This is a genomic window from Pseudomonas paraversuta (assembly GCF_904063065.1).
GTDB lineage: Bacteria > Pseudomonadota > Gammaproteobacteria > Pseudomonadales > Pseudomonadaceae > Aquipseudomonas > Aquipseudomonas paraversuta.
The window spans coordinates 423,476-448,348 of record NZ_CAJFCL010000001.1 but is presented as its reverse complement, the minus strand read 5'-3'; the positions used below and the strand labels follow the sequence as shown (position 1 = coordinate 448,348).

The following is a 24,873-nucleotide window of genomic DNA, read 5'->3' as shown; positions in this document are numbered from 1 at the left end:
CTCATCGCAGCCTTGGGCAGCGACTACAAATGGTGACTTGTTAGATGAAAATCCTGGCTGCCCTCTGCCTGCTGTTGACCCTCAGCGGATGCAGCTCATTGCTGTTCTACCCCGAACCCGGCCAGCCGATTACGCCAACTGCCGCGGGTTTGAAATATCGTGATGTAACCCTCACCGCCGCCGATGGCACGCGCCTGCATGGCTGGTGGCTGCCCGCCAAAGCCGGGGTGCCGCTCAAGGGGACGGTGCTGCATCTGCATGGAAATGGCGGCAACCTGGCCTATCACCTGGGCGCCACTGCCTGGATGCCCGAGCAGGGTTATCAGGTGTTGATGCTCGATTATCGTGGCTACGGCCTGTCCGCGGGCGAGCCCGGTTTGCCTGCGATCTATCAGGACATCGACGCCGCTTTCGAGTGGTTGCAGCAACAACCCGAAACCCGGGATCAGCCACTGATCGTGCTGGGGCAAAGCCTGGGCGGGGCGATGGGTGTGCATTACCTGAGCCGGCACCCTGAGCAGCGGGCCCGGATCAAGGCCATGGTGCTCGATGGAGTACCGGCCAGCTATCGTGAAGTGGGGCAATTTGCCTTGAGCACTTCGTGGCTGACCTGGCCCCTGCAAGTCCCTTTGTCATGGCTGGTGCCCGACGCAGACAGCGCCGTGTATGCCATGCCGGAAATGGGCGGGGTACCGATGCTGATCTTCCACAGCATGGACGACCCGATCGTGCCGCTTTCCAATGGTCTGCGACTGTATCAAGCTGCGCCCCCGCCCAAGGTGTTGCAACTGACGCGCGGCGGCCATGTACAGACGTTTGCCGACCCGACCTGGCGTCAAGTGATGCTGCGTTACCTGGATGACCCGCAACACTTCAATGGCGTACGGCGCTTGGGCGAAATCCCCAATTACCCCGCCTCACCCGATTCGATTAATGCTGCAGAGAGCCCGCAATGAGTGAAGAACGCAACGCCATCCCCCTGATCATTACCGGTATTTGCACCATCATCGGCACCGTGGGAGCCCTGTGGTACTACGGTTACCTGCACTTTGCCAAACCAGAAGACGCACTGCTGCTCAGCGACTTCACCATGCTCAAGACTATCCCCGGGGAGGACTACAAGGTGTCCCTGACGCCGGCCAATCAGGTGGCGCAGTGCATCGATGGCATCGTCGTACTGTTCGACACCGAGCAAAAAGGTCTGACCGGGGTGCTGGTCAACAACAAGAAACAAGCGGTGCACTGTCTGGTCCAGAAGGCCCCGCAACCCTAAGAGCGAACGCAGGAACAGCCCGCGCCTGCAGGATTGCAGTTGCTCACAAAAAAGCCCCGCCTGATTGCTCAGGCGGGGCTTTTTATTTTGCGCTTACAGACTTACTTCATCGACGAGCGCGGAGCTACCGGCTGGTTGTCGTTGGAGATGGTCACTTCAACCCGGCGGTTCTGGGCACGGCCCGAGTTGCTGTTGTTGTCAGCCACCGGATATTCCTTGCCGTAGCCCTGGGCGACGATGCGCGTAGGATCTACCCCGGCACGCACCAGCGCCGCCTTGACGGCGTTGGCACGACGTTCAGACAGGTTCTGGTTGTACGAAGCCGAACCCTTGCTGTCGGTATAACCTTCAACAATCACCTTGCGGTCCGGGTTTTTGATCAGGTAGTTGGACAGTGTGGTAATGCTGTCACGGCTGTTGGGCTTGAGGCTTGCCTTGTCGAAATCAAACAGCACGTCACCGAAGGTCACCAGAGTGCCGCGTTCGGTCTGCTTGGCGTTCATGCCTTGCAGTTGCTTGATCTGCGCATCACGGGCGTCCAGCAGTGCTTGAGAACGGGCCGCTGCGGAGTTGTTCAACTGGTTTTCAGCAGTACGCAACGCGATGGTCTGCTTGGCCACTTCAACCCGCTGGTTGGTCAGGTAGGCCAGCTGGTCCACTTTGCTGTCATCCTCTTTGTCCATGTAGGCCTTTTGCGCCTTGTCCAGCCATTCGCTGGCATCCTTGGTTTCCAGCGCGGCTACCTTGGTGGCTTGCGGGTTGGCCTGCAGGGCCGAGAAATTGGTCTGGGCATTTTCCAGGTTGACGTTCGGCTGGTGGGAGCATGCAGCCAGGCCAACGCTTAGAGCCAGCAGGGCGGGGATCAGTACTTGATTACGCATAATGTTTGTCCTTTATATCGATTAGGAATGCTGTGTCTGGGCCAGAGGCAAAAAGGGGCAGCGCTTATTGAACGCTGCGCATACCTTCCTGACGCAGTTCCTGGACGGCTTTCTGAGCATCCTGTACGGCCTTCTCGGCTTTTGCGGCCTGGGCTTTGCGCTCTGCTACGCGGGCATCCCATTCCGCTTGTTCAGACAGACGACGGGCGTCTTTGTAGTTCTTGTCATGCATGGCCATCTCGGCCTGCTTGAGCTTGTCCTGTGCCGACTTCATTTCTACCGGAGCGTATTCAGTGCCACCAGCGCTTACGGCGTTGTTGACCGCTGCCTGGGTCACTGCGTACTGCTCCGACGGAGGATTGCCAGCGCAACCGGCCAGAACGAAGCTGGCACCGAGTGCCAGCGCGGCCAGTTTTAGCCCGCGCAGGCGAGGCGAGTTGGTTTTGACAGTGCGGGTCATCATGGTCTTCGACTCCATTGGGAAGCTCCTTATAAAAATCAAGTTCCATCACGACTAAGGCATCACACGGGAGTGTTGGAACACAGGTGCAAGAGGTGATGGTTATTGGCTGTGACCCGAACGATTTTTGAATAGTTCAAATTAAATGGTGGCGCATTGCCTAAAAAATTCTGACCGTTTGGTCAGGCGTTTTTTGCAGGCTTTGGCACGGGATCTCTTGTCAAAAGCAGTCCTCGCAACGCACTCTTGGGCAGGAGCTGGTCCCCGGAATCTGCTGGAGAAATTGCTGATGACCGATATTGATGCACGCTTGCGCGATGATGTTCACCTGCTGGGTGAACTGTTGGGAAATACCATTCGTGACCAGTACGGCGAAGCATTTCTCGCCAAGATCGAGCGTATCCGCCAAGGGGCCAAGGATGACCGGCGCGGCACCACGGGCGAGGAGCTGAGTGCCATTCTGGATGCCCTGGGTGACGATGAAGTTCTCCCCGTTGCGCGGGCGTTCAACCAGTTTCTGAACCTGGCGAACATCGCCGAGCAATACCAGCTGATTCACCGTCGCGAAGAAGGCCAGCCGCAACCGTTCGAGTCGCTGGTGCTGCCCACCTTGCTGACCCGGCTGCTGGACGAAGGGCATGACCCTGACACCCTGGCGCGGCAAATCGGCCGTCTCGACATCGAACTGGTGCTCACGGCCCATCCCACTGAAGTCACGCGCCGTACCCTGATCCAGAAGTACGATGCCATTGCCGAACAACTCGCTGCCCAGGACCATCGCGACCTGACCCAGGCCGAAAAGTCCCGGATCGAGCAGCGTCTGCAACGCTTGATAGCCGAGGCCTGGCACACCGAAGAAATCCGCCGTACCCGACCCACCCCGGTGGACGAGGCCAAGTGGGGCTTCGCGGTCATTGAGCACTCTTTGTGGCAAGCCGTACCGCATATGCTGCGCAACGCCGATCAGGCGCTGCACGCGGCCACTGGCCTGCATTTGCCTTTGGAAGCGGCGCCTGTGCGTTTTGCTTCCTGGATGGGCGGCGACCGTGACGGCAACCCCAATGTCACCGCCAGTGTGACTCGCGAAGTGCTGTTGCTGGCGCGCTGGATGGCGGCTGACCTGTACCTGCGTGATATCGACAAACTGGCCGCCGATCTGTCGATGCAGCAAGCCACTGCCGAACTGCTGGCGGTAGCCGGGGATGGCGCCGAACCGTATCGCGCGGTCCTCAAGCAGTTGCGTGAGCGGCTGCGGGCGACCCGCAACTGGGCGCATAACGCCTTGAGCAGCGCCCAGCCTGCACCGGACGGGGTGTTGCAGGACAACCGCGATCTGCTGGCACCGTTGCAGCTGTGCTACCAGTCGTTGCATGCCTGCGGCATGGGGGTAATTGCCGACGGGCCGCTACTTGATTGCCTGCGTCGTGCGGTGACGTTTGGCTTGTTTCTGGTGCGCCTCGATGTACGCCAGGATGCGGCCCGCCACGCCTCGGCCATGACTGAAATCACCGATTATCTGGGCCTGGGCCGCTATGAAGACTGGGACGAAGATGCACGTCTGACCTTCCTCAACCGCGAACTGGCCAACCGTCGACCGCTGTTGCCGGGTTACTTCAAACCCGGGGCAGACACCGCCGAAGTGCTGGCCACCTGTCGCGAAGTGGCTGCAGCACCGCAGGCTTCGCTGGGCTCTTATGTAATCTCGATGGCGGGGGCTGCCTCTGACGTGCTGGCGGTGCAACTGCTGCTTAAAGAAGCTGGGCTGGAGCGCCCGATGCGCGTGGTGCCGTTGTTCGAAACCCTGGCCGACCTCGACAATGCAGGGCCGGTGATCGAACGCCTGCTGCTGTTGCCGGGGTACCGCGCACGCCTGCATGGCCCGCAGGAAGTGATGATCGGTTATTCCGATTCGGCCAAGGATGCGGGCACCACCGCAGCGGCCTGGGCGCAATATCGGGCCCAGGAAAAACTGGTCAATATCTGCCGCGAGCAAGAGGTTGAACTGTTGTTGTTCCATGGTCGCGGTGGCACCGTGGGCCGTGGCGGCGGTCCTGCCCATGCGGCGATTCTGTCGCAGCCGCCGGGCTCTGTGGCGGGGCGATTCCGTACCACCGAGCAGGGCGAAATGATTCGCTTCAAGTTCGGTTTGCCGGACATCGCCGAGCAAAATCTCAACCTCTATCTGGCCGCAGTGCTGGAAGCCACTTTACTGCCGCCGCCGTTGCCCGAGCCGGGCTGGCGGGTGCTGATGGACGAGCTGGCTGGCGATGGGGTCGAGGCTTATCGCGCAGTGGTGCGGGACAATCCGCAGTTCGTTGAATACTTCCGCCAGTCCACCCCCGAGCAGGAGCTGGGCCGCTTGCCGCTGGGCAGTCGTCCGGCCAAGCGCCGGGCAGGGGGGATTGAAAGCCTGCGTGCCATTCCGTGGATTTTTGGCTGGACCCAGACCCGTCTGATGTTGCCCGCATGGCTGGGTTGGGAGACCGCATTGAGCCGGGCGCTGGAACGGGGGGAGGGCGAACAGCTGGCACAAATGCGCGAGCAGTGGCCGTTCTTTCGGACCCGTATCGACATGCTGGAAATGGTCCTGGCCAAGGCCGATGCCGACATCGCACGGCTCTATGACGAGCGTCTGGTAGATCAGGAACTACTGCCATTGGGTGCGCATTTGCGCGACTTATTGTCGCAGGCGTGTTCGGTGGTGCTAGGTTTGACCGGTCAATCGCAATTGATGGCGCACAGCCCGGACACTCTGGAGTTCATCCGTTTGCGCAACACCTACCTAGATCCCCTTCATCTATTGCAGGCAGAACTTCTGGCCCGTTCAAGGCGCCAGCAAGCGGCCCAGGACAGCCCTCTGGAACAAGCGTTGCTGGTAACTGTGGCCGGGATTGCTGCCGGCTTGCGTAACACCGGTTAAGCCAAAAGCAAGACGGGTTGTCGTGCAACGGGCCCGGGAGCGCTGAAGATTTGCTGCGGATCCCCGGGCTCGAACGACACTTTATTGTAGGGTTGCGAGCTGCGACACCTGGCCGCAAGTGCGCGTTTGCTAGAGATTATTCCTGGTTTGGCCTGCTTGTGTGGGCCGGGCCTGCTGTGTATCTTGATCAGCCCTTGGCCGTTTTGACGGCCATAACCCGATTTTGAGATTGGCCCAAAGAGGCGAGTCTGTTGTCATTTAAATAAAAATTTGAGGAGCATATCGATGCGCGTAATTCTGCTGGGAGCTCCCGGGGCCGGTAAAGGTACTCAGGCAAAGTTCATCACTGAAAAATTTGGCATCCCGCAAATCTCCACCGGCGACATGTTGCGTGCAGCGGTAAAGGCCGGCACCGAACTGGGCCTGATCGCTAAAAGCGTGATGGACAGCGGTGGTCTGGTATCTGATGACCTGATCATCAATCTGGTTAAAGAGCGTATCAGCCAGCAAGACTGCAAAAACGGTTTCCTGTTCGACGGTTTCCCGCGCACCATTCCGCAAGCCGAAGCACTGGTTAAAAACGGCGTCGAGCTGGATCACGTGATTGAAATCGCGGTTGACGATGAAGAAATCGTTCAGCGCATTGCCGGTCGTCGTGTTCACGAAGCCTCTGGCCGGGTTTACCACACCATCTACAACCCGCCAAAGGTTGAAGGCAAGGACGACGTAACTGGCGAAGAGCTGATCCAGCGCAAGGACGACACTGAAGAAACAGTTCGTCATCGCCTGTCGGTTTACCATTCGCAAACCAAGCCGCTGGTAGCCTTCTACCAGAACCTGGCTGAGACTCAAGGCAAGCCTAAGTACAGCCACATCGAAGGTGTAGGCTCGGTTGAAGCCATCACCGGCAAGGTACTTGAAGCGCTGAGCTGATCGTCGAATTGCTCTGATACAACAGCCCGCTTGCGGGCTGTTGTTGTTTATACTGCTGCACTTTTTTCAATTCTCAATTCTGACGGGAACACCGATGAGCACCTTGCTGGCCCTGGATACCGCGACTGAAGCTTGCTCTGTTGCCTTGCTGCATGATGGCAAGGTCACGAGCCACTACGAGGTGATCCCGCGCCTGCATGCGCAAAAGTTGTTGCCGATGATTAAAGACCTGCTGGCTGAGGCCGGGGTTGAACTGTCAGCCGTCGAAGCCATTGCTTTCGGGCGCGGGCCGGGAGCCTTTACCGGGGTGCGGATTGCCATTGGCGTGGTGCAAGGTCTGGCCTTTGCCCTGGAGCGCCCGGTGTTGCCGATCTCCAACCTGGCGGTATTGGCCCAGCGTGCCCATCGCGAGCATGGCGCGACCCAGGTGGCATCGGCCATTGATGCGCGCATGGACGAAGTGTATTGGGGTTGCTACCGCGAGCAGGCGGGTGAAATGCGTCTGGAGGGTGCTGAAGCCGTATTGCCACCGGAAGTGGCCGCCTTGCCTGCCGGTGCCGGCGGTGACTGGTTTGGCGCGGGGACCGGCTGGGGTTATGCCGAGCGTTTGAACGTCAAACCCTACGCGATGGATACGGACATGTTGCCCCATGCTGAAGACCTGCTGACCCTGGCCCGCTTTGCCTGGGAGCGCGGTGAAGCCATCGCCGCCGACCTGGCGCAGCCGGTGTACCTGCGTGACAAGGTAGCCACTCCAAAAGCAGAGCGTTGATCGGGACAGGCAGCACAGCCCATTCCCTGTAGGCGCTGGCTTGCCAGCGATACAGGCAACGCGGTTTATCTGGCAGGGCGGCGGGGATTTGCTTACTTGGCCCAACGTCGCTAAATTGCCTTTATCGCTACCGAGCAAGCAGCCATGCGCATAGACGGCTTTTCCTCCCGGTCCTACCCCGTCAAGTGCAAGCAGCGTAAAGATCAGGCGCTGGTTGATGAGTCGGTGGAGGACAGCGAAACCACGTTTGAAAGCGCCCCCCAAACTGCTCGCACGCCACCCTCAGGTGAGCGTATCAACTCGTTCCCCGTCCGTTCTCAAGACATGATCTTCCAGCGCTCCATGAGCAAAAGCGCGGCCAGCGCCCTGGCCAGTTATTTGACGACTGCCGGCTTCGTCGATTGGGAAATAGAAGAGCAGGTGCTGGACCTGTACATTTGAGCCCATGAAAGATCTTCCTTACTATCTGGGTTGCCCGTCCTGGAGCGAAAGCGCCTGGCGCGAAGGGCTGTACCCGCAGAATGCCCGGCCAGCGGAATTTCTGGGCCTGTACGCTCAGGTCTTCAACGCTGTCGAAGGCAATACCACTTTCTATGCCCGTCCCGCGCCAGCCACTGTCGAGCGCTGGGCACAAAGCCTGCCCGGACATTTTCGCTTTACTGCCAAGTTCCCCAGGGATATCAGCCACGGCGGTGATCTGCGTGAACAAAATCATGCGGCCGAAGATTTCCTGCAGTTGTTGCGACCTCTTGGGGCGCGCGTAGCGCCACTTTGGCTACAACTCCCGGCCAGCTTCGGGCCTCAGCGTCTGGCGGAGCTGGCGAGCTTCATGGACGCTCTGGAGCGCCCGTTAGCGGTGGAAGTGCGCCACCCTGAGTTCTTCGCCAAAGGGGATAGCGAACGCTTGCTCAATCGCTTGCTCAAAGATCGCGGGGTTGAGCGTATTTGCCTGGATCCGCGGGCGCTGTTCAGCTGCACTTCGACCGATCCGGCGGTGCTCCACGCCCAGGCAAAAAAGCCCAGGGTGCCGCCCCGTCCGGCAGCCTTCACTCAATTCCCGCAAGTGCGTTTTATTGGCCGGCCGGAGCTGCAAGCCAACGACCCGTATTTAGTGCCCTGGATTGACAAAGTCGCGGGCTGGATCGAGGAAGGGCGCACGCCTTACGTGTTTCTTCATACGCCGGACAATCACCGCGCTCCGGAACTGGCGCGGCGCTTTCATCAGCAGTTGAGCGAAAGGTTACCGGGGTTGCCCGCATTACCCGAGTTGCACCAACCCCAGGCGACAGAACAACTGGGACTGCTTTAAGCCGCCAGGCGCATATTGTTGATGACCAATGGTCTGGCCCAGCCAAGATCGAAGTCCATGGCCCGTTGTTGCTCGATCAGGATCAGGGGGTCGAACGGCTCGGCAGGCTTGTCGAGCAAGTCCATTTCAAACTCGGCAATCGGCAGATGCAACGGCCGTGGTTCAGGCCCCGGGCCCGGATCAGGCAGCGGATGGCCGAAAGCCATAACCCTCGGGCGTACCCAGGTGGTTTCGAAGTCCTGTTGATGCTGCTGTGCACTCACTTGTTCTGCGGCAAAGGGTGTGGCGGGCGGTGGCAGTAAATCCGGATCGAACTCGGCAATCGGTAAAAACAACGCTTCAGGGGGCTGCAGTTCGGTGTCCTGCACCTGGCAATGTCGCTGGGTCACGATATTGCCCAGCAGGTCGCTGCCATCCCGGGGCTCAACCTGCTCCTCCAGGGCCTGCGGGGTTGCTTCAATCGCAGGGAACTCCGACGTCGCGCATTGTTCGGCCAATGCCTGGGCGTAAAAGTCCTTCCACAGGTGGTTGACGCTACCCGTGATCTGCGAATTGTGCCGGCCAAAGTCGCCAATTGGGGCGATAAAGCCGATGGATGTGCAATGAATGTCTGACATAGCTCTCGGTCGACGCCCGGCTCTGGCAAAATGCCGGATATTTCATTTATCGGCAGCCTTTGCCGATCATTAAATTTTTGAGCGTGTTTTTAGATGAGTGAGCAAGCAGCAGGCTGTCGTATCAAAGTCGAAGCATTGGGCGAGGCCTATCAGGCCCTGGCCGGGCAATGGGCTGAACGTCTGGGTCTGCCTCTGGCCGAGCCCGAGGCTGAGTTCGCCTTGCAAGTGGGCGCGCAGGGGTTGCAGCTGCAACAACTGGGGCCGGACGCCCCGGGCCCGGTGCGGGTCGACTTTGTAGAGGGAGGGGCGGCCCATCGACGTTTGTTTGGTGGCGGTACGGGGCAGATGATTGCCAAGGCGGTCGGCGTACAGCAGGGCGTGCGTCCGCGGGTACTGGACGCCACGGCGGGTTTGGGCAAAGACGCGTTCGTGCTGGCGAGCCTGGGTTGTGAAATGAGCCTGATCGAACGTCAGCCGCTGATCGGAGCGCTACTTGAAGATGGCCTGGCCCGCGGCCTGGACGACTTTGAGGTGGCGCCGATCGTGTCACGCATGCACTTGCTCAAGGGCAACTCGATTGAGGTGATGCGCAACTGGGAAGGCGAGCCGCCGCAAGTCATCTACCTCGACCCTATGTTTCCGCACCGTGAGAAAACAGCCTTGGTGAAGAAGGAAATGCGCCTGTTCCGGCCATTGGTGGGTGATGACAATGATGCTCCGGCCCTGCTTGAAGCGGCGTTGGCGCTGGCCAGCCACCGGGTAGTGGTCAAGCGCCCGCGCAAGGCACCGTGCATTGCCGGGCCCAAGCCGAGCCATGCGCTGGACGGCAAGTCGAGCCGTTACGATATTTATCCGAAGAAAGCGCTAAAGCCCTGACCCCGATCTTCCAGCAGGAGCGAACTTGCTCACGATCTTTCAAGCGCAAGAGATCGCGAGACAAGCTCGCGCCTACAGGGGCGGTTTGATCAGAGCGGGCGATACGCGCGCATGAAAACCCCCACCACTTCCTGCACGTGCGCCTCGGCGCCCGCATCGTCCAGCGGCTCGCCGCAGCCATAGAGCAGGCGAAAATTGGGTGAGCCCTTGAGCATGCAAAAGAAGTGCTCCGCTGCGTAGTGCGGCTGATCAATCTGCAATTCACCGGTGCGGTGGATTTTTCCCAGCAGACGCTCCATCTCCAGCACCACTCGCTCCGGCCCCGCCTCAAAGAAAATTTGCGACAACTTAGGGTCCTGGCTGCCTTGGGTCATCATCAGCCGATGCAGGTTGAGTGACTCCTGGCTGTTTATCAGGCTGTGGAAACCCCGGGCAATGTTCAGCAGCACCGCCTCGACCGGTGCGCCGCCAGGCAATTCAAAAAACAATTCCGGCAACTGATCTGTGCACTTGGCCATGATCGCCGAAGAAAAGAGCGTCTCTTTGTCGGTGAAATGGCTGTAGACGGTGAGTTTTGACACGCCTGCCAGGCCTGCGACCGCGTCCATGCTGGTGCTGGCATAGCCCTTGGTCAGAAACAGGGTTTTCGCCGCGTCAAGGATCGCCTGGCGTTTTGCCATGTCCTTGGGACGCCCGAGCGCATTGGGGGGTAAAGGATTGTCAGACATTCTCGTTTATTACTGGACTGGTGAGTTTGGTATTAATAACATGCCGCCCAGTATAAATATTCCAAGCCCTATTAGCGAAAGGTCATCTCCATGTTGCGCCATGCCTTGCCCCGCGCTGTGCCTGTGTGTCTGGTGTTTTTGTTATCCGCGTGCGGCCATGAAGAGCCTGCTCAAATCAGCATCAGCCCGGCAATGGTGGAGCAGCCACAGCCTTCTGCGCTGGCGAGCCAAAGCTATCCGGGTGAAGTCCGGGCCCGGTTCGATCCGCAACTGGCGTTCCGCATTGGTGGCAAAGTGACCCGGCGGCTGGTGGATGAAGGTGAGCGGGTCAAGGCCAATCAGCCGCTGGCTGAGCTGGACCCGCAAGATGTGCGCCTGCAACTGGAGGCGACCCGGGCCCAGGTTGCAGCGGGGCAGGCCAACCTGAATCTGGTGCGAGCGGAGCGTGACCGCTACAAAACCCTGCTCGACCGGCAGATGGTCAGCCGTTCGCAGTTCGACAATGCCGAAAACCTCTATCGCTCGGGTGAAGCCCGGCTCCAGCAGCTCAAGGCCGAGCAGGACGTGGCCAGCAATCAGGCCAGCTACGCCGTGTTGCGCGCGCCCCAGGACGGGGTGATCGCCCAGCGCCAGGTTGAGGTCGGCCAGGTCGTGGCCGCAGGGCAAACGGTGTTTACCCTGGCTGCCGACGGCGAGCGTGAAGTGCTGATCAGCTTGCCGGAGCAAGCCTTCGGCCGCTTCAAAATTGGCCTGCCGGTTTCGGTTGAACTGTGGTCGCAGCCCGATCAACGCTTCAGCGGGCGCATTCGCGAACTGTCGCCTGCGGCTGATCCCCGGTCGCGGACCTTTGCCGCCCGTATCGCCTTCACTTCCGGCAAGGTGCCGGCCGAGCTGGGGCAAAGTGCCCGGGTCTTTATTCAAAGCGAAGGCGTGAGCCCGTTGTCGGTGCCGCTGTCGGCATTGAGCGCTGAAAATGGCGCGACCTATGTCTGGCGTGTCGGCCCGGGCAACAAGCTGGAGCAGGTTCCCGTGCGTACCGGGCCCTTTGGCGAGAAAAACGTGCCGGTGCTTGAAGGTCTCAAGGCTGACGACTGGATTGTCTCGGCCGGGGTGCACGTGTTGCATCCTGGGCAGCAAGTGCGGCCGGTTGATCGCTCCAACCGAACGATCAATGTTGCGGTGAAGGAGTAATCCCGATGGGTTTCAACCTTTCCGCCTGGGCGTTGCGCAATCGTCAAATCGTACTTTTTCTGATGTTGTTACTCGCTATCGTCGGTGGGCTTTCCTACACCAAGTTAGGGCAAAGTGAAGATCCGCCGTTCACCTTCAAGGCCATGGTGATTCGCACGTTGTGGCCGGGTGCCAGCGCCGAGGAAGTCTCGCGCCAGGTGACCGAGCGCATCGAAAAGAAGCTGATGGAAACCGGGGATTACGAGCGGATTGTTTCGTTCTCGCGACCTGGCGAGTCACAAGTGACCTTCATGGCCCGTGACTCAATGCCTTCGGCGCGGATTCCGGAACTGTGGTATCAGGTCCGAAAAAAAATCAGCGACATTCGCCAGAACCTGCCGCCGGATATTCAGGGACCATTTTTCAACGATGAGTTCGGCACTACTTTCGGCAATATCTACAGCCTGAGTGGCGAAGGCTTCGACTACGGGGTGCTTAAAGACTACGCCGACCGCATCCAGATCCAGCTGCAACGGGTCAAGGATGTGGGCAAGGTCGAGCTGCTGGGGCTGCAGGACGAGAAAATCTGGATCGAACTCTCCAACCTCAAGCTCGCCACTCTGGGCCTGCCGCTGGCGACTGTGCAACAAGCCCTCAAGGAGCAGAACGCAGTCTCTACCGCCGGTTTTTTCGAGACCCCGACCGAGCGTGTTCAATTGCGCGTGAGCGGCAATTTCAAAACCGTTGAACAGATCGAGGGGTTCCCGATCCGGGTGGGGGAGCGCACCTTGCGGATCAGTGATGTGGCGGACGTACATCGCGGCTTTAATGATCCTCCGGCACCGCGCATGCGCTTCATGGGGCAGGATGCCATTGGCCTGGCCGTGGCGATGAAAGACGGCGGCGATATTCTGGTACTGGGCAAGGCGCTGGAAACAGAGTTCGAACGACTCCAGAAAAACCTCCCCGCCGGGATGCAACTGAGCAAGGTGTCGGATCAACCGGCGGCGGTGAAAAGCAGCGTCGGTGAATTCGTCCAGGTGCTGGTGGAAGCACTGGCAATCGTGTTGCTGGTGAGCTTCTTCTCGCTTGGGGTGCGCACCGGCCTGGTGGTGGCGCTGACGATCCCGCTGGTGTTGGCGATGACATTTGCCGCCATGTACTACCTGGGCATAGGCCTGCACAAAATCTCCCTGGGTGCGCTGGTGCTGGCGCTGGGGCTGTTGGTGGATGACGCGATCATCGCTGTGGAAATGATGGCGATCAAAATGGAGCAGGGCTACGACCGGCTCAAGGCGGCGAGTTTTGCCTGGACCAGCACCGCGTTCCCGATGTTGACCGGCACCCTGATTACAGCAGCGGGTTTTCTGCCGATTGCCATGGCGCAGTCGAGCACCGGTGAGTACACCCGCTCGATCTTCCAGGTGGTGACCATTGCGCTGCTGGCATCCTGGATTGCCGCGGTGGTGTTCGTGCCGTATCTGGGGGCATTGCTGCTGCCGGATCTGGCGAAGATCCATAGGGCCAAACACGGCAACGCGACGCCCGACCCCTACGGCACCCCGTTTTATCAACGGGTACGACGGCTGGTGGAGTGGTGTGTGCGTCGGCGCAAGACCGTGATAGTACTGACGGTGCTGTTGTTTTTAGGGTCGGTGGTGCTGTTCCGGTTCGTTCCGCAGCAGTTTTTCCCGGCTTCGAGCCGCCTGGAATTGATGGTCGATTTGAAACAGGCAGAAGGTGTCTCGCTGAGCAACACCAACGAGCAAGTCAAACATCTGGAAAGCTTGCTCAAGGATCACCCCGGGATTGCCAACTATGTGGCTTACGTGGGGACCGGTTCGCCACGTTTTTACTTGCCACTGGATCAGCAGTTGCCGGCGGCCAGCTTCGCCCAGTTCGTGGTGCTGGCCAAGAGCATCGAGGAGCGTGAAACCCTGCGCACCTGGTTGATCGAGACCCTTGATCAACAGTTTCCGGGGGTTCGCTCGCGGGTTACCCGTCTTGAAACAGGCCCGCCGGTTGGATACCCGGTGCAGCTTCGGGTGACTGGCGAGCATATAGAAGAGGTACGGGCCCTGGCGCGCAAGGTAGCGGCCAGGGTTCGGGAGAATCCCCACGTGGTCAATGTTCACCTGGACTGGGAGGAACCGAGCAAAGTGGTGTACCTCAATGTCGACCAGGACCGGGCGCGGGCTTTGGGCGTAAGTACGGCGAACCTGTCGCACTTCCTGCAGAGCACCTTGCTGGGCTCCTCCGTCAGCCAGTACCGGGAAGACAACGAGTTGATCGAAATCCTGTTGCGCGGCACCCCCCATGAGCGCACCGAACTGTCGTTGCTGCCGAGCCTGGCGGTACCGACCGACAATGGTCAGAGTGTCGCCCTGTCGCAAATCGCGACCCTGGAATATGGCTTTGAAGAAGGCATTATCTGGCACCGCAACCGCCTGCCGACCGTGACCGTGCGCGCCGATATTTATGGCAAGGAACAACCGGCCACGCTGGTGCAGCAGATTCTGCCGACATTGCAGGATGTGCGGGCAGAGCTGCCGGACGGTTACCTGCTGGAAGTGGGCGGCACGGTTGAAGACTCCAGCCGTGGGCAGGACTCGGTGAAAGCCGGTGTACCGTTGTTTATCGTGGTGGTGCTGACCCTGTTGATGGTGCAGCTGCGCAGCTTCTCGCGCATGGTGATGGTGTTTTTGACCGCGCCGCTGGGGTTGATCGGGGTGACCCTGTTCTTGCTGGTGTTCGGCAAACCTTTCGGCTTTGTTGCGATGCTGGGCACCATTGCCCTGTCCGGGATGATCATGCGCAATTCGGTGATCCTGGTGGACCAGATCGAACAGGACAAAGCCGCAGGGATGGACCCCTGGCAGGCGATTATCGAAGCGACGGTACGCCGGTTCCGGCCGATTGTGCTGACTGCCCTTGCCGCGGTGCTGGCGATGATCCCGCTGTCCCGTAGCGTGTTCTTCGGGCCGATGGCGGTAGCGATCATGGGCGGGCTGATAGTGGCGACGGCCCTGACTCTGCTGTTCTTGCCGGCGCTGTATGCGGCGTGGTTCAGGGTGAAGAAGGTTTAACCCTGGCCTGAGGTGGGGGCATTGTTGAAGTGGGGGCTGGCTTGCCGGCGATGCAGGCAACTCCAGCCCCTACAGGATCATGCGCTGTTTATTGTTGAACCTGATCAACCCGCAGGCGAATCGGTTGCTGGGTTTTGGCATTCAGGTCGACGCTGTTGCGCTCAGTGGTGATGAACAACAACTGACCGTTATCTTCAATCCGTGCACTGACTGCATAGGTGTGGCCCGGTTTGACTTCAGCCGGGTCATAGCTCAGGTGGAAAGGCAGCGGAACCTGGCCTTTGACCGGGCCGCTTTGTTTGGCCAGGGTGACTGCCGGAGCGTCGGCCAGTGACACATCCTGCAGGCTCACTTCAAGGGTGGCGCCAGGCGGCAGGGCGATACGTTGCAGGTAAAACACTTCGCCATCGAGAGCGGCTTGCGGGGCAGGTGTCATAGAGCTGCAGGCTCCGAGCAGGGCAGTCAGGCTGAGTAAAAGGACTTTTTTCATGCGGGAGGCTCCATAGGGCAGGCATTAACGCCATGCGTTGAGAGGGCGCCTGCCAGACAAATGTTCAATCTGGCAGGCGCTTTTGCTTATTTAAGCGGTTTTTCCAAAGACAGCGGCGCTTGATCTGCCGGGTCTTCGCTGCGGTGCAAGGCCACCTGACGGATCGACAGGCGGATCTCGGCGGGCAGCACGCGTTTGGCCGCGCCTTCGGCCAGTTCGCCAAGCAGCTCGTGATAGCTCAACTTGCCGTTGGCGTCGCGACGCAAGACGTCTTCTTCGAGCAAGCTCTGGATAAAGTGGCGGAACAGGCTCTTGTCGAAGAACTCCGGGGCATTGAGGCCATGCAGGATCGACAGGCGCTGGGCCATCATGGTGCACAGGTCTTCCAGCTCTTCGGCGCTCAAGGTGTTCTGGCCGCTGTTGAGCAGCAACGAGATGGCCATGTAGAAGCGCTGCAGGGTTTGCGCAATGCTCCTGGACAGTAGCGTCAGCAGCACAAAATGCCGCGAGCTCGGGGCCGGGCGCAGGTACACAGCGTTTTCAAAGCGCAGCAAACCCTGTTCGACAAACGCCTCCAGCCACTGATCCACCACGGCGTCCAGCTCATCCTCGGACCAGCGGATAAACAGTTCCGATTGCAGGTACGGATACAGGGCGTGGGTGTAACGCAGGATTTGCTCGCGGGTCATGCGCGAGCTGCTCTGGAAGAAGCTGGCCAGCAACGCCGGCAGGGCAAAGATATGCAGCACGTTGTTGCGGTAGTAAGTCATCAGGACGGCGTTTTGCTCATCCAGATACAGGACCTTGCCCAGTGCATCGCTCTGCTCGGAGAGCAGGTCCATGCTTTTCACGTGTTCGATCAGTGCCTGACCGTCACCTTCAGGCACGGTGGTGTGGGGTGAATAGGGGACGCGGCGCAGCAGGGCCAGATACAGGTCCAGCACGCGGGCCATGGCCCGGTCATCCAGCGCCAGTTTGCTGGTGGACAGGAGCACCAGCGCCACCAGGTTGACGGGGTTGATGGCTGCGGCTTCGTTCAGGTGCCGGGCGACTTTCTCCCCCAGCCGGTTAGTAGCCCCGTGCAACCACTCAGGCCGGTACGACGGAGCCAGTTCCTGCTGGCGCCAGCCCGGTTGTTCCCCATCGAGAAACTCGGCGAGTTTGATCGGCTCGCCGAAGTTGACCGCCACCTGGCCAAACTTCTGTTTCTTGAGTGCGCCGATGACTTTGAAAATATCGAATACCGATTCTTTTTTCTTGCTCGCCCCGCGCAGCTCTCCGAGGTAGGTGCGGCCCTCCAGCACCCGCTCGTAACCGATGTACACAGGTACAAAGACGATCGGCATGCGCGATGAGCGCAGGAAGCTGCGGACGGTGATGGCCAGCATGCCGGTTTTCGGTTGCAGCATGCGCCCGGTGCGCGAGCGGCCGCCTTCGACGAAATACTCCACCGGGAAGCCTTTGGTGAACAGGGTATGCATGTATTCGTTGAACACCGAGGTGTACAGCGGGTTGCCCTTGAACGTGCGGCGCATGAAAAAAGCCCCGCCACGGCGCAGCAAGCGCCCCATCAGCGGCATATTGAGATTGATCCCGGCAGCAATGTGCGGCGGAGTCAGGCCGTTGCGAAACAGCAGATAAGACAGCAGCAGATAATCGATATGGCTACGGTGGCATGGCACATAGACGATTTCATGGCCCTGGGCCACGTTCTGCACGCCCTCGATGTTGTGGATTTTGACCCCGTCGTAAATCTTGTTCCAGAACCAGCTCAGTATCACTTCAAAAAAACGGATTGCCGTGTAGGTGTAATCCGAAGCGATTTCGTTGGCGTAGCGCAGCGCCAGGGCTTTGGCTTTGTCCGCAGAGATATTCTCGCGCTCGGCTTCATCCACAATCGCCTGGCGTACGGCCGGCTCCTTGATCAGACCTTTGACCAGGTTGCGGCGGTGGGACAGGTCGGGGCCGATGGTGGCGGTTTTGAGGTTGCGAAAGTGCACCCGCAAAATGCGCTGGGCCATGCGTACCGTGCGCTCATGGCCCTTGTTGTGGTCAATCAGTTCGCGCAAATGAATCGGCGCGGAAAACTGCACGCGGGTCTTGCGCCCCAAAATAAGAATGCGCAGCAAGCGGCGCAGGCGCCCGGTGACTGCCCAGCTGTCGGCAAACAGCAGTTTCCAGGGGCTGGACTCGCTGTCGGGGGACTGGCCCCAGAACACGCTGACCGGGATGATTTGCGCGTCCTCGCCCGGGTTGAGGGTCAAGGCGTCTACCAGGCGGGTCAGCGCAGGAGGGGCGCCGCGCTTGTCCTGACGTCCCAGCCAGTCGGGCTCGGGGGTCAGGTAAAAGAACGCTTCGGGCTCGATCATGCTGCCAACGGCGACCGGCAGCACGGGGCGCGGCAAGCCGGCCTTGGTGCACTCGGCGTCGACCACTGCCAGTTCGGTCAGTGAGGGCGATTGCAGCACGTAGAACACCGGCCGGCTGCGATCCAGATTCAGTGTCAAGGACGACTGATTGATCGTTTCCGAGCGCACCCACAGGTACAGCAAGCGACGCAGCGCGCCAAATACAAGACGACGGAATGGGGAGCGGGTCATACGGCTTCTGCGTTAGTGGATTAAAACGAGTGTTTACTCGTGCCGGTAGTGTGCCGTATCTCTGGAAAATCGGCAAAAAAGCAGCGAACTAATATTGATTGAGTGTTTTTTTTGCTGACTTATACTCGGGGGTCTTTCGCCATGCTGCACAAGACCCAGTCTGCAAAAACCAGGTTCGAGCGAAAGTTCTCAAAGGGCTGATGGTAGAGCCCGATCAATAATAAAAAGGGGGAATGATTCATGAGTACGCGCGTAACAGGCAGTGTGAAGTGGTTCAACGACGCCAAAGGCTACGGCTTTATTCAGTGTGCCGATGGTGCCGATGTGTTCGTGCATTACCGTGCCATTCGCGGCGAGGGGCATCGTTCCCTGGCCGAGGGACAGCAGGTCGAATACACCCAGGTCAAGGGTGACAAGGGCTTGCAGGCTGAGGATGTGGTGGGGTTGTAGGCAGGCCCTGTAGCCGCTGTCGCAGGCTGCGATAAGGGCCCCCGGCCCTTCAAACAGCAGGGGTGATGCGCACCCCGTCGCAGCCTGCGTCAGCGGCTACATGTTTCACTTCAGGCCCCGGTTTTCCAGGTGATTTCTTCCTGACCGTCTTCGCTGATACGAATCCAGCGATCAGCGTCAGCTTCGCCCTGTTCCTCTTCCCACGTGCCCGGTGCGCAACGCACTTCGACGTTCAGCGCTTTGAAAGCGGCCTGGGCGCAGGCAATGTCGTCATCCCACGGGGTTTTATCGCTGTCCAGAAACAGGCTGTTCCATTTGCCGACGGCATTTGGCATCCAGGTCACAGGTATGTCGCCGGCGGTGCATTTCCACACCTGGCCTTTCTTCACCCAGGGAGTGCAGGGGCCCAGGGCCTCGCTAAGCCATGTAACGACGTGTTCATGACCGGCTTTGGCTTCTTTCAGGTAAATCTCAATATCGGGCTGGCGCATGGATGTCCTCACTGCGTATCTGAAAAATCCATTCGCGGATTAGTCGGGCCAGGGGCGGCTGCCCCTGGCCGTAAAGTGGGTTATTGAAGAATGAAGTAATCGTAGCGCATCGACACAGTGACCACTAAAGGCTGCGGGTGGTCGATGACCTGGGCCCGACGTTCGGCACTGGCACGCCAGCCATGGGGGGTCATGGCCAGCAGGTTGGCGCGGTCCTTGGGTTCACTCAGGCTGAGCACGAACTCCAGGGTTTCACTGTGCTGCAACTGCATGCCTTCAGGCACCAGCGCCAGGTGTTTGTCGTCAGCGTAGTCGCGTACTTCGTCGTACAGCCGTTCACGCAGCTCCATCAGGTGCCCGCGGGTCGGGCCTACGCGCATCAGGCCGCCGCCGGGGCTGAGCAGGCGTTTGGCTTCCAGCCAGTCCAGCGGGCTGAACACGCTGGCCAGAAACTGGCAGCTGGCATCGGCCAGTGGCACCCGGGCCATGCTGGCGATCAACCAGGTCAGGTGCGGGTTGCGCTTGCAGGCACGCTTGACGGCTTCGCGGGAGATGTCCAGCGCGTAGCCGTCGGCGTTGGGCAGCGCCTCGGCGATTTGCGCGGTGTAGTAACCCTCGCCGCAACCGATGTCGAGCCAGCGCTGGGGGGCGCGTTCGGCGGCCAGTTCAGCCAGTCGCTTGGCCACAGGCGCGTAGTGACCCGCGTTGAGGAAATCGCGACGGGCTTCAACCATGGCCTGGTTGTCGCCAGGGTCGCGGCTGTTTTTGTGCTGCACGGGCAACAGGTTCAGGTAACCCTGACGGGCGCGGTCAAAGCGATGGCCCGTAGGGCAGGCCACGCCATTGTCGACTGCGCTGAGGGGTTGCGAACAGATAGGGCAGGCAAGCATCAGGCAAGCAACCTGATCAGGGTCTGGTAGTAGATTTCGGTCAGCACGTCGAGATCGCTGGCCAGAACCCGCTCGTTGACCTGGTGGATGGTCGCGTTGACCGGGCCCAGTTCAACCACTTGGGTACCCAGGGTCGCGATGAAGCGTCCGTCCGAGGTGCCGCCGCTGGTGGAGGCTTTGGTTTCGCGGCCGGTCACCTGTTTGATGCTCGACGACACCGCATCCAGCAGTGCGCCCGGCTCGGTCAGGAACGGCAGGCCGGACAGCGCCCAATCGATGTGCCAGTCCAGGCCGTGCTTGTCGAGGATGTCTGCGACACGCTTTTGCAGCCCTTCAACAGTGGACTCGGTGGAGAACCGGAAGTTGAACACCGCCACCAGATCGCCGGGAATCACGTTGGTGGCGCCGGTGCCGGAGTTCAGGTTGGAGATCTGGAAGCTGGTTGGCGGGAAGAAGGCGTTGCCGTTATCCCAATGCTCGGCGGCCAGTTCGGTCAGTGCGGGCACGGCCAGGTGAATCGGGTTTTTGGCCAGGTGCGGGTAGGCCACGTGACCCTGTACCCCGCGCACGGTGAGTTTGGCACCCAGGGAGCCGCGACGGCCGTTTTTAACCACGTCGCCCACCAGAGTGGTGCTCGACGGCTCACCGACGATGCACCAGTCCAGACGCTCATTGCGGGCCTTGAAACGCTCGATCACGGCTTTGGTGCCGTGATGGGCCGGGCCTTCTTCGTCACTGGTGATCAGAAACGCCACCGAACCCTTGTGGTCCGGGTAGTCGGCGACGAAGCGTTCGGCGGCAACCAGCATGGAAGCAAGACTGCCTTTCATGTCGGCAGCGCCACGGCCGCAGAGCATGCCGTGCTCATCGATCAAGGCGTCGAATGGGTCGTTTTGCCAGGCCTGCACCGGGCCGGTGGGTACCACATCGGTATGGCCAGCGAAGCACAGCACCGGGCCTTCGTTTTTACCGTGGGTGGCCCAGAAGTTGTCTACGTCTTCGATGCGCATGGGTTCCAGCTTGAAGCCGGCATCACCCAGGCGCTGCATCATCAGCTTCTGGCAATCGGCATCGATCGGGGTCACTGAAGGGCGACGGATCAAATCGCAGGCAAGTTGCAGGGTCGGCGAAAGGTCGGCGTGGGCCGTCATGGGGTGGACTCCGAAGCTGAGCGTGGCAGGGCACAAAAGGGCGGTTATCTTAAAGCAAAACGGCGACCAGAGGCCGCCGTTTAGTGGTTGCAGTCAATTTATACGGCCGGGTGCTCTTCTGGCGCTTCCACCGGTTTGGGCAGTGAAGACAAGAAGGCCATGATCAGCGCCGCCAGATACGGCAGCGACTGCACCAGCAGCATGACCACCCAGAAACGCATGTCGTTGCTCGGCAGGCCCTGGACCAGGAAGATCCCCAGTGCCGCGCCCCAGAGCAGCAGCATGATGAACACCTCTTCACGGGCTTCCGAGATGGCGACCCAGAATCCGTGATTGTCGGCGTTTTTCGGGGTGCGGAAGAACGGAATGCTGGTGGTGAAAAATCCGTACAGCACCGCTTTGGCGATGGTATGGGACAGGGCCAGACCTGCCAGGGCCGCGGCAAACGCGTCCTTGAGGTTGACCCCCACGGCGCGGCGGTACAGGAAGATGATCTTGCCTACCTTGAACACAAACAGGGCCAATGGCGGGATGGCGAAAATCAGCAGCGGCGGATCAACCCGCGTCGGCACAATGATCATCGCCGCCGACCACAGCAGGGCGCCCACGGTGAAGAAGATGTTCATGCCGTCGGCTACCCACGGCAACCAGCCCGCGAGGAAGTGATAACGCTGGCCACGGGTCAATTGCGTATCTTTGCCGCGCAGCAGGCTGGAGGCGTGACGCTTGATAATCTGAATCGCACCGTAGGCCCAGCGGAAGCGCTGTTTCTTGAAGTCGATAAAGGTGTCGGGCATCAGCCCTTTGCCGTAGCTATTGTGGGAATAGGCAGCGGAATAGCCTTTTTCGAACACGCGCAGACCCAATTCGGCATCTTCACAGATACACCAGTCTGCCCAGCCAAGCTCCTCGAGCACGGAACGCCGGGTCATGGTCATGGTGCCGTGCTGAATGATCGCGTCGCGGTCATTGCGGGTGACCATGCCGATATGGAAGAAGCCCTTGTACTCCGAGTAGCAGAGCTTCTTGAAGGTGCTTTCGTTCTGATCACGGTAGTCCTGGGGCGACTGCACGATGGCGATTTTCGGATCGGCAAAGTGCGGCACCATGTGCTTGAGCCAGTTGCGATCGACACAGTAATCGGAGTCGATCACGGCAATCACTTCGGCATCCGGCGCGGTGTGCGGGATCAGATAGTTCAGCGCGCCGCCCTTGAAGCCGGCCAGCGGGGCAACATGGAAGAACTTGAAGCGCGGGCCAAGGGTTGCACAGTAGTCGCGCACCGGCTCCCAGACCGCCGGATCCTTGGTGTTGTTGTCGATAATCAACACTTCGAAGTCCGGGTAGTCGAGGTTCGCCAGTGCATCGAGGGTCTGTTTGACCATCTCTGGCGGCTCGTTGTAGCACGGCACGTGGATCGACACTTTTGGCCGGTAGGCGTCCTCGTGTTCAACCGGCAGAAACTCGCGCCGCCGCTTGCGAATCCATACGGCCTCGGCCAGTTCATGGGCCTCGGTCAGCAGTACGATAAACACCCCGAACGCACCGAGCCCGAGCAGGATGCCTACGGTCAGACTGAACCAGGTGCTGTATTGCTGGCTGTAGTCGTAACCGATCCACACCAGCACCGACCCGCACAGGAACGCGGTGAAGGTCAGGAAAGTGCGGCCACGCTGACGCAGGGCGGAACCGTCGATCAGCAGCAAGGCCAGCGACAGCAGGCCCATGACTACTGAGCCAATGGCCAGTACCCGCCACTGCGGGATAGCCACTACCGGGCCTTCAAAGTTGAATTTTTGCTGGCGCGCGGCGTTGTACACGCCCCAGTACGCGCCTACCGAGCCTTCGTCACTGGCTTTCCAGGGTTGGTCGAAGGCTTCGATCACAAAGTAGTTGTAGCCGCGACGGTTAAGCGTATTGACCAATGTGCGCAGGTAAATGGCCTGGTCGGCCGGGGTCGCATCGGCGCCACCGCGCATGCGGCCGTTGCTCGGCCAGCCAACCTCCGAGAGCAGCAGCGGTTTTTTCGGGAACATTTTTTTCAGGTCGCGGGCACGGTCCAGGACGAACTCGCCGGCCTTGTCCACGGGGATAAATTCCCAGTACGGCAAAATGTGCGCAGCGATCAGGTCAACGTGCTTGGCCAGTTGCGGGTATTTCTCCCAGATATGCCACTGCTCGGAGGTGGTGACCGGCACCTTGACGGCTGCCCGCACCCGGTCCAGCAACACGATCAAGTCTTCCGGGGTGATCTCTTCACGGAACAGGGCTTCGTTACCCACCACAACCCGCACTACGCTGCGCGAGTTATTGGCCAGTTCGATGGCTTTCTGGATTTCGCGCTCATTGCGCTCAAGGTCCGGACTGATCCAGATCCCGATGGTGACCCGCAAGCCGAACTCTTCCGCCAACTTGGGAATATCTCCCAGGGTGCCGTCGACCGAGTAAGTCCGGATGTTGTCGGTCAGCTTGCTGATGATTTCCAGATCGCGACGCATTTCGTCGTCGGTCGGGTACTGGTCTTTCTGCGGGTACTGGCCTTGCTGAAACGGCGAGTAGGAAAAGCCCGAGATTTGCTCGGGCCAGTTAGGCGCAGAAACCGGGCGATTGATCAGCGCCCAGAAGCCGGTGAACAGGGCGGCGATGGCCAGCACCACCACCAGGTTGAGTCCAAATTTACGCGATGACATAACTATTTCGGGTTCCAAAGGGAGTGGAACGAAGATCGTTCGGCAGTTACCAAGCGGCGCGCATCCTACACCGCGCTCTGACCTACCGTACAGCGCACGGAATCAGGTCCGGCGTTTGGCAGCGGCGGCCGATTTAAGTTCTTGCATTATTATTTGCAGCTCTTGCCTCGTTGTACCTCCAGGTATTAAAGCAGGCTTGGTCGCGCAGCCTCCAGGAAAGATACAAAACCCCGGGTCATGCCCCTATAATGCGCGCCGGTTTCAGGGTGATGGTCATGAGTACAGAAGATCCACGGTTTGCCGGTGTAGCCCGGTTATATGGCATAGAAGGCCTGGAGCGGCTGCGCGCGGCCCATGTAGCAATCGTCGGTGTGGGCGGTGTCGGGTCGTGGGCGGCAGAAGCCATCGCCCGTTGTGGCGTAGGTGAAATCTCGCTGTTTGATCTGGATGACGTGTGCGTCAGCAACAGCAATCGCCAGTTACACGCCTTGAGCACGACCATTGGTCGAGACAAGGTGGAAGTGATGGCCGAGCGTCTGCGTCAGATCAATCCTGACTGCAAGGTGCATGCAGTGGCTGACTTCGTGACTCGCGAAACCATGGCCGAATACATCACCCCCGATATCGATTGCGTGATTGACTGTATCGATAGCGTGAATGCCAAGGCAGCGCTGATTGCCTGGTGCAAGCGGCGCAAGATCCAGATTATCACTACCGGTGGTGCGGGGGGGCAGATTGACCCGACGCTGATCCAGGTCTGCGATTTGAACCGCACCTTCAATGATCCGCTGGCTTCAAAAGTGCGTTCGACCTTGCGCCGCGATTATGGCTTCTCGCGCACCATGACCCGTCATTACAGCGTGCCTTGCGTATTTTCCACCGAGCAGCTGCGCTATCCGAAGCCTGACGGCAGCATTTGCCTGCAGAAAAGCTTTGTGGGTGACGGGGTCAAGCTTGATTGCGCCGGTGGATTTGGCGCGGTGATGATGGTGACGGCCACTTTTGGCATGGTCGCGGCAACCAAGGCCGTGGACAAGATCGTGGCGGGCGTGCGGCGGCCCTCGGAGCGGGTGAAGCCTGCCTGAT

The 24,873-nt window shown here is 59.8% G+C and carries 22 protein-coding genes; 12 read left to right on the top strand and 10 right to left on the bottom strand.

From position 1 onward, the window contains the following. Positions 1 to 44: 44 nt before the first annotated feature. Positions 45 to 956, top strand: a complete 912-nt coding sequence (locus JQ845_RS02060) for an alpha/beta hydrolase (RefSeq protein WP_127196019.1) — start codon at positions 45 to 47, stop codon at positions 954 to 956. After that, positions 953 to 1,273, top strand: a complete 321-nt coding sequence (locus JQ845_RS02055; protein WP_010655975.1) for a hypothetical protein — start codon at positions 953 to 955, stop codon at positions 1,271 to 1,273. Before JQ845_RS02060 ends, JQ845_RS02055 begins: the two co-directional genes overlap by 4 nt. A 101-nt stretch (positions 1,274 to 1,374) precedes the next feature. Here JQ845_RS02055 and JQ845_RS02050 read toward each other — a convergent pair whose 3' ends face one another. Further along, positions 1,375 to 2,154, bottom strand: coding sequence for an OmpA family protein (locus tag JQ845_RS02050; RefSeq protein WP_003440342.1), 780 nt, complete (start codon positions 2,152 to 2,154; stop codon positions 1,375 to 1,377). A 64-nt stretch (positions 2,155 to 2,218) separates the two neighbouring features. Then, positions 2,219 to 2,632, bottom strand: coding sequence for a DUF4398 domain-containing protein (locus JQ845_RS02045; RefSeq protein ID WP_003440344.1), 414 nt, complete (start codon positions 2,630 to 2,632; stop codon positions 2,219 to 2,221). Positions 2,633 to 2,903: 271 nt separating this feature from the next. Between JQ845_RS02045 and ppc the strand changes: the two genes are divergently transcribed. The 5 genes from ppc to JQ845_RS02020 all read left to right on the top strand — a co-directional run bounded on the left by ppc (position 2,904) and on the right by JQ845_RS02020 (position 8,548). After that, positions 2,904 to 5,534: a phosphoenolpyruvate carboxylase gene (gene ppc / locus JQ845_RS02040; RefSeq protein WP_010655974.1), complete on the top strand. Its 2,631-nt coding sequence runs from the start codon at positions 2,904 to 2,906 to the stop codon at positions 5,532 to 5,534. A gap of 285 nt (positions 5,535 to 5,819) precedes the next feature. Continuing rightward, a complete protein-coding gene (adk, locus tag JQ845_RS02035; protein ID WP_003440349.1) occupies positions 5,820 to 6,467 on the top strand; it encodes an adenylate kinase in 648 nt (215 codons plus the stop codon). Positions 6,468 to 6,561: 94 nt separating this feature from the next. Then, a complete protein-coding gene (gene tsaB, locus JQ845_RS02030; protein WP_203008078.1) occupies positions 6,562 to 7,239 on the top strand; it encodes a tRNA (adenosine(37)-N6)-threonylcarbamoyltransferase complex dimerization subunit type 1 TsaB in 678 nt (225 codons plus the stop codon). A gap of 144 nt (positions 7,240 to 7,383) precedes the next feature. Beyond that, entirely contained in the window at positions 7,384 to 7,680 is a 297-nt protein-coding gene (locus JQ845_RS02025) for a hypothetical protein (RefSeq protein WP_203008066.1), read from the top strand. 4 nt (positions 7,681 to 7,684) lie between these two features. Further along, on the top strand, positions 7,685 to 8,548 hold the full coding sequence (locus JQ845_RS02020; protein ID WP_003440353.1) for a DUF72 domain-containing protein: 864 nt from the start codon (positions 7,685 to 7,687) through the stop codon (positions 8,546 to 8,548). On the opposite strand, the gene JQ845_RS02015 is transcribed toward JQ845_RS02020, so the two are convergent. Continuing rightward, a complete protein-coding gene (locus JQ845_RS02015; protein ID WP_203008064.1) occupies positions 8,545 to 9,165 on the bottom strand; it encodes an energy transducer TonB in 621 nt (206 codons plus the stop codon). The two genes, JQ845_RS02020 and JQ845_RS02015, sit on opposite strands and share 4 nt — an antisense overlap. A 93-nt stretch (positions 9,166 to 9,258) precedes the next feature. On the opposite strand from JQ845_RS02015, the gene JQ845_RS02010 reads away from it, so the two are divergent. Then, positions 9,259 to 10,041, top strand: coding sequence for a class I SAM-dependent methyltransferase (locus tag JQ845_RS02010; RefSeq protein WP_003440357.1), 783 nt, complete (start codon positions 9,259 to 9,261; stop codon positions 10,039 to 10,041). A gap of 89 nt (positions 10,042 to 10,130) precedes the next feature. On the opposite strand, the gene JQ845_RS02005 is transcribed toward JQ845_RS02010, so the two are convergent. Then, the gene (locus JQ845_RS02005; protein WP_037001390.1) at positions 10,131 to 10,769 is read right to left on the bottom strand and encodes a TetR/AcrR family transcriptional regulator; all 639 of its coding nucleotides are present in this window, start codon (positions 10,767 to 10,769) and stop codon (positions 10,131 to 10,133) included. A 90-nt stretch (positions 10,770 to 10,859) separates the two neighbouring features. Here JQ845_RS02005 and JQ845_RS02000 point away from each other — a divergent pair, with 90 nt between their 5' ends. Then, positions 10,860 to 11,960, top strand: a complete 1,101-nt coding sequence (locus tag JQ845_RS02000) for an efflux RND transporter periplasmic adaptor subunit (RefSeq protein WP_003440361.1) — start codon at positions 10,860 to 10,862, stop codon at positions 11,958 to 11,960. 5 nt (positions 11,961 to 11,965) lie between these two features. After that, positions 11,966 to 15,025, top strand: coding sequence for an efflux RND transporter permease subunit (locus JQ845_RS01995; protein ID WP_203008062.1), 3,060 nt, complete (start codon positions 11,966 to 11,968; stop codon positions 15,023 to 15,025). Between the two features lie 88 nt (positions 15,026 to 15,113). Here JQ845_RS01995 and JQ845_RS01990 read toward each other — a convergent pair whose 3' ends face one another. Both JQ845_RS01990 and plsB read right to left on the bottom strand, forming a co-directional pair. Further along, positions 15,114 to 15,515, bottom strand: coding sequence for a YbaY family lipoprotein (locus JQ845_RS01990; RefSeq protein ID WP_003440366.1), 402 nt, complete (start codon positions 15,513 to 15,515; stop codon positions 15,114 to 15,116). Positions 15,516 to 15,601: 86 nt separating this feature from the next. Continuing rightward, positions 15,602 to 18,115 carry a glycerol-3-phosphate 1-O-acyltransferase PlsB gene (gene plsB, locus JQ845_RS01985; RefSeq protein WP_010655969.1) on the bottom strand — a complete coding sequence of 838 codons (2,514 nt, stop codon included), beginning with the start codon at positions 18,113 to 18,115 and terminating at the stop codon, positions 15,602 to 15,604. Positions 18,116 to 18,355: 240 nt separating this feature from the next. On the opposite strand from plsB, the gene JQ845_RS01980 reads away from it, so the two are divergent. Continuing rightward, positions 18,356 to 18,565 (top strand): cold shock domain-containing protein, encoded by a 210-nt coding sequence (locus JQ845_RS01980; RefSeq protein ID WP_003440369.1) that lies wholly within the window; start codon positions 18,356 to 18,358, stop codon positions 18,563 to 18,565. Between the two features lie 110 nt (positions 18,566 to 18,675). Here the strand turns inward: JQ845_RS01980 and JQ845_RS01975 are convergent, their stop codons facing one another. From JQ845_RS01975 to JQ845_RS01960, 4 genes are all read right to left on the bottom strand, one after another. Then, positions 18,676 to 19,056 (bottom strand): hypothetical protein, encoded by a 381-nt coding sequence (locus JQ845_RS01975; protein ID WP_003440371.1) that lies wholly within the window; start codon positions 19,054 to 19,056, stop codon positions 18,676 to 18,678. Positions 19,057 to 19,136: 80 nt separating this feature from the next. After that, on the bottom strand, positions 19,137 to 19,946 hold the full coding sequence (locus JQ845_RS01970; RefSeq protein ID WP_010655967.1) for a putative RNA methyltransferase: 810 nt from the start codon (positions 19,944 to 19,946) through the stop codon (positions 19,137 to 19,139). After that, a complete protein-coding gene (gene dapE / locus JQ845_RS01965) occupies positions 19,946 to 21,097 on the bottom strand; it encodes a succinyl-diaminopimelate desuccinylase (RefSeq protein WP_003440376.1) in 1,152 nt (383 codons plus the stop codon). The genes JQ845_RS01970 and dapE overlap by 1 nt, the downstream gene beginning before the upstream one ends. Before the next feature lie 98 nt (positions 21,098 to 21,195). After that, entirely contained in the window at positions 21,196 to 23,787 is a 2,592-nt protein-coding gene (locus JQ845_RS01960; protein ID WP_003440388.1) for a glycosyltransferase, read from the bottom strand. Positions 23,788 to 24,062: 275 nt separating this feature from the next. Here JQ845_RS01960 and tcdA point away from each other — a divergent pair, with 275 nt between their 5' ends. Continuing rightward, positions 24,063 to 24,872: a tRNA cyclic N6-threonylcarbamoyladenosine(37) synthase TcdA gene (tcdA, locus tag JQ845_RS01955; RefSeq protein ID WP_003440391.1), complete on the top strand. Its 810-nt coding sequence runs from the start codon at positions 24,063 to 24,065 to the stop codon at positions 24,870 to 24,872. The last annotated feature ends 1 nt before the right edge of the window (position 24,873 follow it).